The organism is Clostridium estertheticum (genome assembly GCF_011065935.2).
Taxonomy (GTDB): Bacteria; Bacillota; Clostridia; order Clostridiales; family Clostridiaceae; genus Clostridium_AD; species Clostridium_AD estertheticum_A.
The window spans coordinates 4,647,226-4,661,592 of sequence record NZ_JAAMNH020000001.1; the positions used below are offsets into that span (position 1 = coordinate 4,647,226).

Annotated in this window: 12 protein-coding genes; 2 read left to right on the forward strand and 10 right to left on the reverse strand. The window is 31.1% G+C overall.

Annotated elements, in window-relative coordinates; translation table 11 throughout:
* Positions 1–14: 14 nt before the first annotated feature.
* On the reverse strand, positions 15–989 hold the full coding sequence (locus tag G9F72_RS22175; RefSeq protein WP_164959000.1) for an AIR synthase family protein: 975 nt from the start codon (positions 987–989) through the stop codon (positions 15–17).
* A gap of 93 nt (positions 990–1,082) precedes the next feature.
* Here G9F72_RS22175 and G9F72_RS22180 point away from each other — a divergent pair, with 93 nt between their 5' ends.
* Complete coding sequence (locus tag G9F72_RS22180) at positions 1,083–2,462, forward strand: hypothetical protein (RefSeq protein WP_224676215.1); 1,380 nt, start codon at positions 1,083–1,085, stop codon at positions 2,460–2,462.
* Positions 2,463–2,612: 150 nt separating this feature from the next.
* On the opposite strand, the gene G9F72_RS22185 is transcribed toward G9F72_RS22180, so the two are convergent.
* The 3 genes from G9F72_RS22185 to G9F72_RS22195 form a co-directional block, all read right to left on the reverse strand.
* Positions 2,613–2,957, reverse strand: coding sequence for a hypothetical protein (locus G9F72_RS22185; RefSeq protein ID WP_164959001.1), 345 nt, complete (start codon positions 2,955–2,957; stop codon positions 2,613–2,615).
* Between the two features lie 38 nt (positions 2,958–2,995).
* On the reverse strand, positions 2,996–3,250 hold the full coding sequence (locus G9F72_RS22190) for a hypothetical protein (protein WP_224676216.1): 255 nt from the start codon (positions 3,248–3,250) through the stop codon (positions 2,996–2,998).
* Between the two features lie 89 nt (positions 3,251–3,339).
* A complete protein-coding gene (locus tag G9F72_RS22195; RefSeq protein WP_164959003.1) occupies positions 3,340–5,004 on the reverse strand; it encodes a peptide ABC transporter substrate-binding protein in 1,665 nt (554 codons plus the stop codon).
* A gap of 410 nt (positions 5,005–5,414) precedes the next feature.
* Between G9F72_RS22195 and G9F72_RS22200 the strand changes: the two genes are divergently transcribed.
* Positions 5,415–5,630 (forward strand): hypothetical protein, encoded by a 216-nt coding sequence (locus tag G9F72_RS22200; protein ID WP_164959004.1) that lies wholly within the window; start codon positions 5,415–5,417, stop codon positions 5,628–5,630.
* Between the two features lie 69 nt (positions 5,631–5,699).
* Here G9F72_RS22200 and ligA read toward each other — a convergent pair whose 3' ends face one another.
* The 6 genes from ligA to gpmI form a co-directional block, all read right to left on the reverse strand.
* A complete protein-coding gene (ligA, locus tag G9F72_RS22205) occupies positions 5,700–7,694 on the reverse strand; it encodes an NAD-dependent DNA ligase LigA (protein ID WP_164959091.1) in 1,995 nt (664 codons plus the stop codon).
* Between the two features lie 123 nt (positions 7,695–7,817).
* Positions 7,818–10,085: a DNA helicase PcrA gene (gene pcrA, locus G9F72_RS22210; RefSeq protein ID WP_164959005.1), complete on the reverse strand. Its 2,268-nt coding sequence runs from the start codon at positions 10,083–10,085 to the stop codon at positions 7,818–7,820.
* Between the two features lie 274 nt (positions 10,086–10,359).
* A complete protein-coding gene (locus G9F72_RS22215) occupies positions 10,360–10,662 on the reverse strand; it encodes a YerC/YecD family TrpR-related protein (protein WP_164959006.1) in 303 nt (100 codons plus the stop codon).
* A 243-nt stretch (positions 10,663–10,905) separates the two neighbouring features.
* A complete protein-coding gene (gene secG / locus G9F72_RS22220; protein WP_164959007.1) occupies positions 10,906–11,136 on the reverse strand; it encodes a preprotein translocase subunit SecG in 231 nt (76 codons plus the stop codon).
* 216 nt (positions 11,137–11,352) lie between these two features.
* A complete protein-coding gene (eno, locus tag G9F72_RS22225; RefSeq protein ID WP_164959008.1) occupies positions 11,353–12,648 on the reverse strand; it encodes a phosphopyruvate hydratase in 1,296 nt (431 codons plus the stop codon).
* 150 nt (positions 12,649–12,798) lie between these two features.
* On the reverse strand, positions 12,799–14,331 hold the full coding sequence (gpmI, locus tag G9F72_RS22230; RefSeq protein WP_164959009.1) for a 2,3-bisphosphoglycerate-independent phosphoglycerate mutase: 1,533 nt from the start codon (positions 14,329–14,331) through the stop codon (positions 12,799–12,801).
* Positions 14,332–14,367 lie beyond the last annotated feature (36 nt).

Genomic DNA, 14,367 nt, shown 5'->3' on the forward strand with positions numbered 1-14,367 from the left:
CTAATTAGAAATAATTATATACTAAATAACTCATCTCTGGTAGGTGGCAAAACGTCTTTTTCCATTTCATCTATTACTAATATACCTCTAGACTCAGTTATATTTCCTATTACTGTAGCTGATATTCCTTTACTAATTAATTCCTCGACTAGTTTTTTTCCACAGGTTGCAGTTATTAACATGCTCCCTGAAGATATAAATTTCAAAGGATCAATATTTAGTCTTTCACAGATTTTAATTGTAATATCACTAATTGGCATTTTACTGTTATACACCTTAAAGCCTAAATTACTAGCCTCTGCAACCTCCCACAAGGCTCCTAGCACTCCACCTTCTGTTATATCATGCATAGAATTAACACCAAACTCTCCGGCTATACGGCCTTCATTAACCACACTAATACCATTAATATAATCTTTTGCTACTTCTACTTCCTTAGTGGTTAAAACATCGGATACCCTATCTAAATAATCATTTACTATAATTGAGGTTCCTTCCATACACAATAGTTTGGTAACAACAATTTCATCTCCTAGCTTTGCCCCTGAAGTTGCCACGGCGCCACATGCTTTTCCTTTACCTATTGCTGTACAGGAGACTACTATTCTATTCACAGCTTCTGTAACCTCAGTGTGCCCACCTAATATTTCCACGTTCAGTTTTTTTGTTTCTTCATCAATTTCACTCATAATATTTTTTATATCTTCTAGAGTCGATGTAGGAGGAACAAGAATTGTAACTAAAATACCTACAGGCTCAACTCCACAAGAAGCTATGTCGTTACAGTTTATATTAACTGCCAATTTACCTATATTTTTATCCGCTCCCGTTATTGGGTCTGTAGAAACGACACACTCATATTCTCCAAAATTTATGACACTACAGTCTTCCCCTATTCCACTTCTAATTCTTACGTCATCACGAACAACACTTTTATTATTGTCTATTATCTGTTTTAAATCATCCCAATTTAGTTTTCCAACTTTCATATAAATTCTTCCTTTCTAATTTTATAAAACTAGCACATTTTAACAACTTTAATCATATTATCTATATAAGGATTAATTTATGGCGGTGGTATTTTGAAATTTATAGGACCTTTTTTAAGAATCAATACATTAAACAAAAATAACATAAAAAATCAATTCTTCTACTTATCAAAAGAATCATTAAAAGATATAGTTTTCGACTCCAAATGTGGGATATATATTCCCGCACGAGATTTAAAATCTAAATCTTTTTCTAAGATTGATATTAACACAATTAATTTAAATTCTCCACTTTTATGTATTTACAAAAAAGCAGATGCTAAATTAAAGTCGCAAGATGGCACGTTAATTTGGAATGAAAACAAGGTAAAAAAAGAAATAACCATTAATAGTAATGCGTTCATGACTTTATCTCTATTAGAACTTGTAGACTATTATAGTAGCTTTAAGCATATTGATGATTCTAAATATGCTTTAAGCCCTTTGTACCTTAAACTATGCAAAGAACAGTTAGAATTCTATGCTTCTTATTTTCGAAATAAGGATGGTCTCTTTGTTGATAAAGTGGATTTAACTGATCCTATGAACCAAGAATTTAATTTTGAAAATAAAAACAATAAATTCAAATTCTCTGATCAAGCACTTATGATGGCCGCTTACTACAAATATTGTTCTTATGATACAGACAAACATGAATATGAATATGAAAAATTCGCTCTGGACATCCTAGATATGTTTACTCAATATAAAGAAGAAATTTATAATGTTTCTTTTGAGGAACTCAATAAGATATGCTTTGCCTTAAACGTATTTTACAAATACTCCGGCTCAGAAAAATGCGAAAATTTATTGCTAGATTTTTCAGACTTGCTTATAGACCAATATAATACTAAGCCCTCTATAATTGTTAATGCTAAATTGGACTATTCTTGTATGCTTTTTATAAATTGTATTCTTTTATATAATAAAACATCATTACACAAATTTAAAGCTACTAGTGATGATTTATATGAAAAACTTACAAAATTATATGAAAGTGAAAAGGGACTATTGCTAAAGGAAAGTAATGATAAAGAGATAAACTACACTTGTGATGAGCTCTTACTATATATGTATAGCTTAATCACATATTCAGATTTTAATAATACGGAAGAGGATTCTTACATGCTTCAAGACATTTTTAAACATCAAATAATAGACTCAGGTATAGTTTTAAGTTGGCCTGATTCACCTTCTTTAGATAGTACGGAGCATTACAGAAACTTTTCACTAAAATCAGAAGACTTGCTTCAAGATGAAAATTTTAGAATGCCTACTATAGGCACACCTGAAAATAATGAACTTGCTTCTATCTTCATTAAAAGTGTGGTTTATAATAGACGAAAAGATACATTTAAACAACCTAAATCATCTTTTGATAGCAGCAAGAATATGTTTATATTCTTCTTAACAATATTTTTCCGAAATAAATAATACTAAATCTGTTAGGCTATTATTTGAGTAAATATAAGGGATATCCATTTATCGCCTATCCCTTACATTTATTTTAAGTATATACTCACAGAGAAACACAGCCTGAGTTGAATACAACTTTTAGGCTGTGTTTTTATATTTAGTTTTAATTTACTTTTTATTACTTTTACACCAGCATATAATACAAGGTAAACAAATAACGATTCCGATTATTAAAAAGGAATAGTGATAAGCATTTTGCATCCAAAGAAATTGTTCCATACTAAATTCACCATAGCCATTTGGAAGGAAATACATTGATGTTAACTTAAAAGAAATGATAGTTGAAAATAAAATTATTAAAATCCCAATAATAAATTGAAATACTTTTAAATCTAACTTTTCTTTAATAATCTCTTCTGAAACTTCAGGTTTTTCAATTAGTTGGCCTCCACAATCACTACAAACTGTATATCCTTCTTCGTATTCAGCTTCGCATTTGGGGCATATTAGCATATTTAATCTCCTTAAATTGATATTGAATAAAAGGATTTCTAATCATAACCTCCATTTGCTGGGGGTAACTTCTTATATTCTTCTTTGTTTATTATTATCTCTTCAATTTTCTTAAATAGTTCTCTCAATTGCATAGCCTCTTTAGTTTTAGACACATTTTCATCTTTCCAATAGATATTTTTTTCTTTACCATCAATAACAATTTTTATAGAATAAGTTTGAAAAGGTGTTTGCATTATATTACTCTTTGGATTAAAGTTTTCAGGATAATTTAAAATATTTATCTTTTTCATATCCAAATATATGGTATTCATTTCTTCATTGGATTTATACTTTTCGTTATAGCATAATATAAGAAAAACCTCTTAGATCATAATTGAAATTATTTTGCAACTGTATTATCCTCTTTATAAGCATAATCAAGTATCAAGTTCCCACCTTTAGTACTATATACATCTTTAACATTTTCTTTTTTACAAATAACTGTATTAGCTATAAATATAGGTATGCAGGGCAAATCTTTTGCTAGTATTTCTTGAGCTTCATTATAAAGTTTTATTTTATTTTTTTTATCCTTCTCCTTTAGCGCACTTTCAATTATTTTATCATATACTAAATTCTTATAACCATAAACATTATAACTTGAACTTGATGTCCACCTTGAAAAAAATTTAAATACATCTCCATATTCTTCATCAATTTTCGAGAATAAGATATTATAATCTCCCTGCTTTATGACCTTATTAAGTTCATCTTTTTCATAGCCTTTGCAAACTACATTTACATTTAAATAATCCTTTTCATCGAAATGACCTTTGATATTTTTAGCTACTTCATCTAAATTTTGTTTAATGTTTTTAGCCATTTCCCTTACTATCCTATTATCAAGGTCTTTATTTTCATATACTATAATTAATTCTGGTTCTTTTTCATAGTTGTTAATCTTTAAATATTCTTTTAAATATTTTGTACCTTTATCCTTATTCCCAAACACATCAAAAATTAATTTACCACTATTATCATTAGTTATGCTAGAAGTCGTATAATTTATTGCTGCAACTGCCAAATCTTTTGATATAGTTTGTATAATAAATTCCTTAGATATTATTGCACTAATTGCATTTCTAAAATTGTTGTCTTTTACTGAACCACTAGTGTTTAAATTAAAAGTTAAATAATACATACTGTTTGTAGGAATAGTTATAGTTTTCTTTTCCATACTAAGAGTGTTTCCTTCACTTATTGGCGGACTAACAAATACATCAATTTTTGAGGTATCACTAGACCCAGTGGTTTCAAAGTCTGCTAGTGTTTTTTCTTCATCCTTTATAGACGTAAACAGCATTTCACTGCTAACAATTTCATGAGCCCTCCAATACTTTTCATTCTTTAATAGTGATATTTCTCCATCTTTATTTATCCCTTTTATAATAAATGGACCGCTGTATTGAATATCGTAGTAGCTATCCTTCCAATTTCTCTTATTAATACTAGTTTCCCTTAAGGTGAAAACTGGATTGCTAAGAATATTTTTAAAATATTCATTGGGACTATTTAGCCTTATCTCTAAGGTTAAATCATCCTTTGCTACAATAGCGACTTTATCGAACGTTACTTTTCCCATTCTAAAATCCTTAGCTCCAAATATACAATATAATTGCTCAGCAAAAATATTATCCTTTTCTAATAGGATGTTGTGAAAAAACCTTACAAAATCTATAGCTTTTATAGACCTTCCATCGCTATAATGAAGGTCTTTTCTTAATTTAAAGGTATACCCAATTTTATCAGCTGAAATTTCATAACTTTCTGCCATAGCAGGTACTATTTCGCCATATTTATCTTCACGGACCAAACCTTCAAATAAAGCCAATAACAAATCTTTTTGTCTCACATTATCACTATTTAGCATTAACAAATCTGAAGGCAATTCTCCCACGTTATATACTAAAAATTTTCTAGAAGTTGTTGGCTTAACTTTCTTCTCAACACATCCACTAGTTAACATCATCATAAAAATTAATATTATACATAATAACTTTTTCATAATTCACCTCCAATATGGGTCTTATTAAAAGTATTAACCTTTCATGTGTGAAGTAATCAAATTTACAATAAAAATATTGACAACTCTCCTAACTCCATCGGTGGCGGTCTTTTACAGTGGAGGAAGTCAGGAGGAATGTTTGAGCGTACAGCGAGTTTGCACTTTTTAGTATCTTTCAATAAAATTAGTTTAGAATTACTTGGCGACGTGAAAGCATTCTAGCAATATATACTTTTCGTTTTAGCATAATCTAAGAAAAAATTTTGAATTAAAATTCTTGTTTTAATTCCTTTTCAAGTCACGCAGTAAAAGTTTTATACTTTCTTATTGTGTTAGCTTTTTGTACTTTGATTATGCTATAATATATTTACATAATTTACGTATTTAAAGGTATATAGGGGGAATTTTTTATGCTAACCTTGACTATTCAAATAATTGCTATATGTGCCATGTTAACTTTTATATTTATTGGAATATGGGGTTTCATTTTATTAATTAAAGTATATAACCAGTTAAGATATAAAAATTATTTAATGGAGAAGCTTATACAAAACACCTCTAAATTATCTTTAACCCATGAAAATATAGCATGTTCTAAAAAAGATATTGAAATATTGGAATCATAACATAAAAAAAGACGTCATATGGCGTCTTTTTCTTTATTCTATATATCCATTGGTCCACTTTATTTTTATCTATTTTAACATATTTACTAATTCCTCTTCAGATATAACTGCAATTCCGAGTTCTTGAGCTTTTGTAAGCTTACTTCCGGCATTCTCTCCTGCTAATACGTAACTGGTTTTACTTGAAACAGAACCCGATACTTTTCCTCCATGATTCTCTATCATCACTGTAGCTTCCTCTCGCCCCATAGACGTCAGTGTTCCAGTTACAACGAAAGTTAATCCATCAAACACATTGTCTTCGATACTAGAGCCCTCTACAGCCATATTAACGCCATATTCTTTTAATCTATCTATTATTTCACAGTTTTTTTTATCTTTAAAAAATTTCAGTATACACAATGCACTTATTTCACCTATATCCGATACGTTTTGTAAATCTTCTAAAGATGTATTTTTCAAATCTTCAATAGATTTGTAATGCTTCATTATACTTTTCGCTGCCACCTTCCCAATATTAGGAATTCCAAGGCCCGTAAGAAGTTTTTGTGCTTCATTACTCTTTGATTTGTTTATAGCTTCTAGTAACTTATCTGTATTCTTTTCTTTTCCTATTATACCTTGCTGGATAAGTTCCTCGCGATAATTAAACAGTGAATATATATCCGCAATATCTTTTATATACTCCATACGAATAAGTTCCTTAATATACGCCGTGCCAAACCCTTTTATATCCATAGCATTCCGACCAACAAAATTAATAATGTGTCTTTCTAATTGCGCCAAACAATTAGGATTTATACATTTGATGTCAGCAGTATCTTTTTCACGTACAGTAGGTGCTGCACATACCGGACAAATGCCAGGAAGCTTAAATCTATTTAATTCGCCAGCGCGTTTTTCTTTCACTACAGATTTAATCTTTGGAATAATCTCTCCTGATTTGTATACAACAATTATATCTCCAATCCTTATATCTAAATCATCGATAAAATCTTGGTTGTGCAGGATTGCTCTAGATACAGATGTTCCGCATAAACGAATCGGCTCAAATATTGCTGTAGGAGTAATTCTACCGGTTCTTCCTACTGATACTTCAATATCGATTAATTTTGTTTCTTTTTCTTCTGGAGGAAATTTATAAGCTATAGCCCATTTTGGAACCTTTGAAGTATTTCCAAGTTCCTTTCTATCTTCCAAGTTATTAATTTTAATAACAACTCCGTCAATATCATATGCTAAGGTACCTCTTTCCTCTCCAATAGTCTGGATAGCATTCCATACTTCATCAGCTGTTTTACATTTTACATAATTCTCAATAACTTTTACACCTTGCTTTTTTAACCATTCATAACTTTCCGTATGTGTTTCAAATTCAATTCCTTTGGTATCTTGAACATTAAAAATAAATAGAGATAATTCTCTTTCCTTTGTTATTTTACTATCTAACTGTCTGAGTGTTCCTGCTGCACAGTTCCTTGGATTGGCAAATATCTTTTTCTCTAATAACTCTTGCTTCTCATTAACCTTGTCAAAGGCAACAGTAGACATATATACTTCACCACGAAGCTCTAGGTATGGAACTTTCTCTTTCAGTTTCCGTACAACATCCTTAATTACTTTAGCATTTTCAGTTACATCCTCACCTTGAATGATTCCATCACCGCGAGTCACAGCTACTGTTAATTCACCCTCTACATAACGTAGGGACATTGACAAACCATCAATTTTAAGTTCAACAACAAAGGTTGGATCCTCCAGTTCTTCAATCATTTTATTTACGTAAGCATAGACATCTTCTTTTGTAAATACATCTTGCAAACTGAGCATTGGGACATTATGTTTTACTAATACTCCAGCTTTTCTTTTTGCAATTCCACCTACTGTTTGAGTTGGGGAATCTAATGTTACAAGTTCTGGATGTTCTTCCTCTATTGTTTTAAGCGTAAGCATTAATTGATCGTATTCATAATCTGATATTTCTGCATTATCTTCATTGTAATATCTATCACTATGGTATTTAATTATCTTTTTAATTTCGTTAATTCTATCTTCTACATTCATCACATTATTATCCTCACTAATATCCATAAAATCTACACCCTTTCCCACGAAATCTAACCCACAATATTAGTTATCCCAAATAAAATAACTAGCATACTCACTAGTTATTTTATGGAACATGTTTTATAACATTTCTATAGGTGCTTTATCTAATACCAACTTTTTTATTCCCATATTATCAAAGGCTATTGAAATCAAGGTGTCACCATTTGAGCTTGATATTGATACAATGGTGCCTACTCCAAATTTACCATGTTTAACTTTTCTACCTACCGTAGCTTCACTTTTTATACTTTGCTGTCTTAAATCGCTACCTTGCGCCGTAACTGATAGGTTATTTTGTGTTGTGGCAGCACTCTCTGCACCATTTGAGCTCATGAGCCCATGAGGGTTAAACTTTTGTGGCGCCTTAGTGTTGTTTCTTCTTAACACCTGTACAGTCCTATTTTTATTTCCCCCAACAATTTCTTTTAAGTCTTCTGAGATTTCACTTATAAAATCAGAAGGTGCATACCCAACAGTTCTTCCAAATACCATTCTACTCTCTGCAGATGTTATATAAAGCTTCTCTTCTGCCCGTGTTATTGCAACATAGCATAGACGCCTTGACTCTTCCATTTCTGTGAAATTGTTAAAGGAAGACATACCTGGGAATATGCCATTTTCCATACCAACCATGAATACCACTGGAAACTCTAAGCCTTTTGCACTATGTACAGTCATCATTGCTGCGGTATCTACAATTTCCTCAGTATTCTCAGAATTCTCTGCACTTGAACCTAAACTAACCCCTTCTAAGAATGCTAAAAGTGATTTATCCTCTGAAGTTCTTTCAAATTCTACAGCATCTGATACTAATTCCTTTATATTTTCTACCCTGCTTTCATCTTCTGGTTCCTTAGATGTTTCCAATTGCTTTAAATATCCTGTATCACTTAAAATAGACTTAATTAATTGTGATACAGTGACCTCTTCCTTTTTAGCCATAAAACTATTCATAAGACTAACAAACTTGCTTATAGATGATGTATTCCTAGTGGTCAGCGACGGTATATACTCCACATCTAGAATAGCACTGTACAAACATTGATCTATTTCAGTTGCAAACTCTTGAATCTTTTGAATAGTTGCATCACCTATATTTCTTTTAGGTACGTTTATAATTCTTTTTAATGCAATATCGTCAAGAGGATTATTCATAAGCTTTAAATATGCCATTATATCCTTTATTTCTTTTCTATCATAGAACTTTAATCCTCCTACTATTCTATATGGAATTAAAGTTTTCCTAAAGCTCTCCTCAAAAATACGAGATTGGGAATTCATCCTATATAAAATTGCAAAATCCTTAAAACTCTTATTTTCCTCTTGCATAATTGACTTAATCTGACTTGCTACAAAATTTGCCTCATCTCTATCTGAAAATGCTCTATATAAATTAATTTTGTCTCCATTGTCTTTCTCAGTTCTTAGTGCCTTATCTTTTCTTTGAGAATTATTTTTTATAACATCATTAGCTGCTGTTAGTATATTCCCATAAGACCTATAATTTTGCTCAAGTTTAACCACTTTTGCCCTTGGATAATCTTTTTCAAAATCTAAGATATTGGTGACATCAGCACCCCTCCATGCGTAGATGCATTGGTCATCATCTCCAACTACGCATATATTTTCCTTTTCATCTACCAAAAGCTTTATAAGCATATACTGCGCCTTATTTGTATCCTGATACTCATCTACCATAATATATCTGAATTTTTTATGGTAAAAATCTAAAACTTCCTTATTATTTTTAAGGAGTTCCACAGCTTTAAAAATTAAATCATCAAAATCTAGTGCATTATTACCTTTTAATTTTTTTTGATAAAGAACATATATATCAGCAACTTTATTTTTTCTAAAATCATGTTCATTTTCTTTTTTATACATTTCTGGAGTAATCAGTTCATTTTTAGCATTTGATATCTTGTTTAGAATTTCTGAATCTGTTAGATCCTTTTCATTTGTACCAAGTTCTTTCATACACTGTTTAATCAAACTTTTTTGATCATAGCTATCATAAATGGTAAAGTTCTTATTATATCCTAGTTTATCTATTTCACGCCTAAGTATCCTAACACAACTAGAGTGGAAGGTTGAAATCCACATATTATCTGCTACATTACCTACAAGCGCACGCACTCTATCCTTCATTTCGCCAGCCGCTTTATTAGTGAAAGTTATGGCTAAAATTTGTGAGGGATATATATTTAAATCTTGAATCATATGGGCAATCCTATACGTTAAGACTCTAGTTTTTCCAGAGCCTGCACCCGCTAGTATTAGTAGTGGCCCATCCACTGTTATTGCAGCTTCGCACTGCTCTTTGTTTAACAAACTTTCTAAATCCATAAAAACACTCCTTATATATTATATTAATACTAGATACATCTAGCATTACTTAGATTTCACTCAAGGTGCAAATAAACAAATAATAAGTTAGTATAATATTTGTTTATTTGCACCAAACATACCTTTAATTATATCACAATGTGTGTAAACTTAAACAATTTTAAAAATAGAGACGGTTAATTATGTTCACTCCTTTAACGTTAGTTAAACTAAGTAAATATATGTTAACCGTCTCTTTTTATCCTTATCTGTGTGGCAAATGAAAATAATATACTTACTTTTTTAATTTCAAACGTTCTAATATAAGTTTATACCCATCACTACCATAGTTTAATGCTCTATTTATTCTACTTATTGTGGCAGTACTTGCTCCTGTAGTACTAGCTATATCCAGATAGGTCCTTTTTTCTGCTAACATTTTTGCTACTTGAAGTCTTTGCTCAAATGCCTGAATTTCATTTATAGTGCATATATCCTCAAAAAATCTATAACACTCTTCCTTATTTTGCAGGCTTAAAATACCATCAAAAAGAAAATCCATATCTTTACTTTCTAATTTAGAACTATATTCACTCATCATCCTTCACCTCTAATAATCATTGATTACTTTAGACAATTTTAACATTTATATTACATTTATACTATTAAAATTTAAAAAAATCCGAAAATTATATGTTCTACAAGTATTTTTGTTTAATTCAAGTGATTTATAATTTCCTGTGAAATAAAAAAATGCAGTTTATTAAAAATTATTTAAATAAACTGCTGCAGAACCAAAATATTTATTTGAATGTGCCTAACTGTGATTTACAAAATTATATTATTTAACTAAATTTAACATAACAGTAATTACAATAAAAAAGACTGCTGAAATTGCTGTAATTCGTGCTAAAACTGATTCTGCAGTTTTAGTTTTATTTTTAGCAAAAAAAGTATCTGAACTTCCTGCTATAAGACCACTTAATCCATTCGATTTACTAGGTTGCATCATAACTGTGACAATTATAACTATTGAAATTATAACCTGTAAAACTACTAGAAAACTATGCATGTGAACACCCCCCATTTATTGAATACATGATTATTTTAACATACTCTAGGAGAGCTTACAATGGATTGTAATTAACATACTCGCCCTACAATATATTATACTTTATATTATTATATTTTTAGTTTATTCTAACACAATTTCATTTAAATATCCACACAATTCAAAGTAAAATGTAAGAGTATAGCCTATATAGACTATACTCTCATTTTATACTAATTACCTTTTGATGTTATAGAATGCTTTTAGTCCTCTGTATTCAGCCATATCTTCTAATTCTTCTTCTATTCTTAATAGTTGATTATATTTAGCAACTCTTTCAGTTCTAGCTGGTGCACCAGTTTTAATTTGTCCTGCATTCACAGCTACAACTAAATCAGCTATTGAAGTATCTTCTGTTTCTCCTGATCTATGAGAAACTACTGCTGTAAATCCAGCTCTTTCAGCCATTTCTATAGCATTTAATGTTTCAGTGAGTGTTCCTATTTGGTTTAATTTTATAAGAATTGAATTTGCAGTTTTTCTTTCAATTCCCATTTTCAATCTATCTGTGTTAGTTACAAATAAATCGTCTCCAACTAATTGAATTCTATCTCCTATTTTATCAGTTAGGTATTTCCAACCTTCCCAATCTTCTTCAGCCATTCCATCTTCTATAGAAATTATTGGGTATTTGTTAACTAGCTCTACATAGTAGTCAGCCATTTGCTCTGGAGTAAGTATTCTTCCTTCTGAAGCTAAGTTGTATGTTCCATCTTCGAAGAATTCAGAAGCTGCTGGGTCAAGAGCTATATAGATATCTTTTCCTGGAACATATCCAGCTTTTTCTATAGCTTCTATTATAATCTTTATAGCCTCTTCATTTGATGATAAGTCTGGAGCAAATCCACCTTCATCGCCAACACCAGTTGCGAGTCCCTTAGATTTTAACAATGCTTTTAATGAATGGTAAACTTCTGCGCTCATTCTTAATGCTTCGCTAAAAGAAGTTGCTCCAACTGGCATAATCATAAACTCTTGTAAGTCTACATTATTGTCTGCATGGCTTCCACCATTTATAATGTTCATCATTGGAACTGGTAAAACTTTAGCGTTTACTCCGCCAATATATTGATAAAGTCCTAGTCCTAATGATTCAGCCGCAGCTCTAGCACAAGCTAGGGAAACTCCAAGTGTTGCATTAGCACCAAGTTTGCTCTTATTGTCTGTTCCATCAAGAGCAATCATTGCTTTATCTATAGCTATTTGATCATATACGTTCATTCCAATTAGCTCTTCAGCTATTAGATCATTTACATTATCAACAGCTTTCAAAACTCCTTTTCCGTTATATATATCTTTGTCACCATCTCTGAGTTCTACGGCTTCAAACATACCTGTAGAAGCGCCTGATGGCACTGCAGCTCTTGCTACTGTTCCATCTTCCAGGGTAACTTCAACCTCAACAGTTGGAAATGCCCTTGAATCTAAAATTTGTCTTGCGTAAACATCAATAATTTCAATATAGTTTTTCATATACTCATACCTCCAATTTTTTTTATGTTATTATTTTCTAAGTTAATAGGATAATCCATTAGTCTTTGAAAATATTTGTTTAACTTAGATAATATAATAATCTCATTTATTTTTCACTTAATTAAATAATCAGCTTTGGTTTTTTTAAAATTAATCTATGATTAGTGATTTTCCTGTCATTTCTTTAGGTACAGGTAGACCCATAACTGAAAGCATTGTAGGTGCCATATCCGCCAATATGCCGTTATCCTTTAGTCCTTTACTATGGTTTGAAACATAGGTAAAGGGAACTAAATTTGTAGTATGTGCTGTCATAGGCTTTCCTGACGAAAAGTCAATCATTTGCTCTGAGTTTCCATGGTCTGCAGTTATAAATATGCTACCATCTTTACCAAGAACATTCTTGACAATTTTCCCAAGACATACATCCACTGCTTCTATAGCTTTTTTAGCAGCTTCGAAATCACCTGTATGCCCTACCATATCTGGATTAGCAAAGTTAAGTATAATCATGTCATACTTATTTGTATCTAGCCTTTTTAATAATTCCTCAGTAACCTCATATGCACTCATTTCTGGCTTTAAATCATAAGTAGCTACTTTAGGCGATGGAATTAAAGCTCTATCTTCATTGGCATTTGGAGCTTCAACCCCTCCATTAAAGAAGAATGTAACATGCGCATATTTTTCAGTTTCAGCTATTCTTAACTGGTTTTTGCCCATTTTGCTAACATATTCTCCCAATGTATTGGTGAAACCTTCCGGTGTGTATGCCACAGCAACATTTTCTAGTGACAAATCATATTGAGTAGTACATACATAGTTTAAATTTAGTGTTTCTCTTTCAAAACCAAGGAATACTTTGTCATTTATTGCTCTAGTAATTTCGCGAGCCCTGTCTGGTCTAAAATTAAAGAATATAACACTATCCTTATTTTTTATAGCTGATACTGGTTTATTGTTCTCCATTATAACCGTTGGAAGAACAAATTCATCTGTCTTATTATCATGGAAAGCACGTTTAACTGCTTCTATTGCCGAGGTGTTCTCTTCGCCTTTAGATAAGACCATAGCATCATATGCAAGCTTAACTCTTTCCCATCTCTTGTCTCTATCCATAGCATAGTATCTACCACTTACAGTAGCAATTTTTCCAAGACCTATTTCCTTCATATATTCTTCTAGGTCTGCTATGTATTCTAGCGCTGAACCTGGTTGTACATCCCTACCATCTAAGAAAGCATGCACATAAACCTTTTTAGCGCCTTTATCCTTGGCAAGTTTTAATAGTGCCTTTAAATGATTAATATGGGAGTGAACTCCTCCGTCAGACAATAATCCTAAAAGATGTATTGAAGAATTTGCCTCAATAGCTTTATCTATTGCACTATTAAAAGCAGGGTTTTTAAAGAAGTTTCCTTCCTTAATTTCTTTTGTTATTCTTGTAAGCTCTTGGTATATAATTCTACCAGAACCTATGTTTAAATGACCTACTTCTGAGTTTCCCATCTGGCCCTCTGGAAGTCCTACCTCCAGACCACTTGCATTTAATTTTGTAGTTGGATATTTTTTTAATATTTCATCATAGTTTGGTTTGTTTGCTGATACTACTGCATTGCCATCTAAATGGTCTGATAATCCAAATCCATCTAAAATCATTAGCATTACTGGTTTCTTTGGCATTTTTGTTCCTCCCACCCGCTTTGTTTCTAATATATA

Coding starts and splice junctions, on each gene's coding strand:
- G9F72_RS22215 (WP_164959006.1), bottom strand. CDS start 10,662: ATGAGTGAATATAGTTCTAAATTAGAAAGTAAAGATATGGATTTTCTT.
- G9F72_RS22175 (WP_164959000.1), bottom strand. CDS start 989: ATGAAAGTTGGAAAACTAAATTGGGATGATTTAAAACAGATAATAGAC.
- gpmI (WP_164959009.1), bottom strand. CDS start 14,331: ATGCCAAAGAAACCAGTAATGCTAATGATTTTAGATGGATTTGGATTA.
- G9F72_RS22190 (WP_224676216.1), bottom strand. CDS start 3,250: ATGAAAAAGATAAATATTTTAAATTATCCTGAAAACTTTAATCCAAAG.
- G9F72_RS22185 (WP_164959001.1), bottom strand. CDS start 2,957: ATGCTAATATGCCCCAAATGCGAAGCTGAATACGAAGAAGGATATACA.
- pcrA (WP_164959005.1), bottom strand. CDS start 10,085: ATGGATTTAGAAAGTTTGTTAAACAAAGAGCAGTGCGAAGCTGCAATA.
- ligA (WP_164959091.1), bottom strand. CDS start 7,694: ATGAATGTAGAAGATAGAATTAACGAAATTAAAAAGATAATTAAATAC.
- G9F72_RS22195 (WP_164959003.1), bottom strand. CDS start 5,004: ATGAAAAAGTTATTATGTATAATATTAATTTTTATGATGATGTTAACT.
- eno (WP_164959008.1), bottom strand. CDS start 12,648: ATGAAAAACTATATTGAAATTATTGATGTTTACGCAAGACAAATTTTA.
- G9F72_RS22200 (WP_164959004.1), top strand. CDS start 5,415: ATGCTAACCTTGACTATTCAAATAATTGCTATATGTGCCATGTTAACT.
- secG (WP_164959007.1), bottom strand. CDS start 11,136: ATGCATAGTTTTCTAGTAGTTTTACAGGTTATAATTTCAATAGTTATA.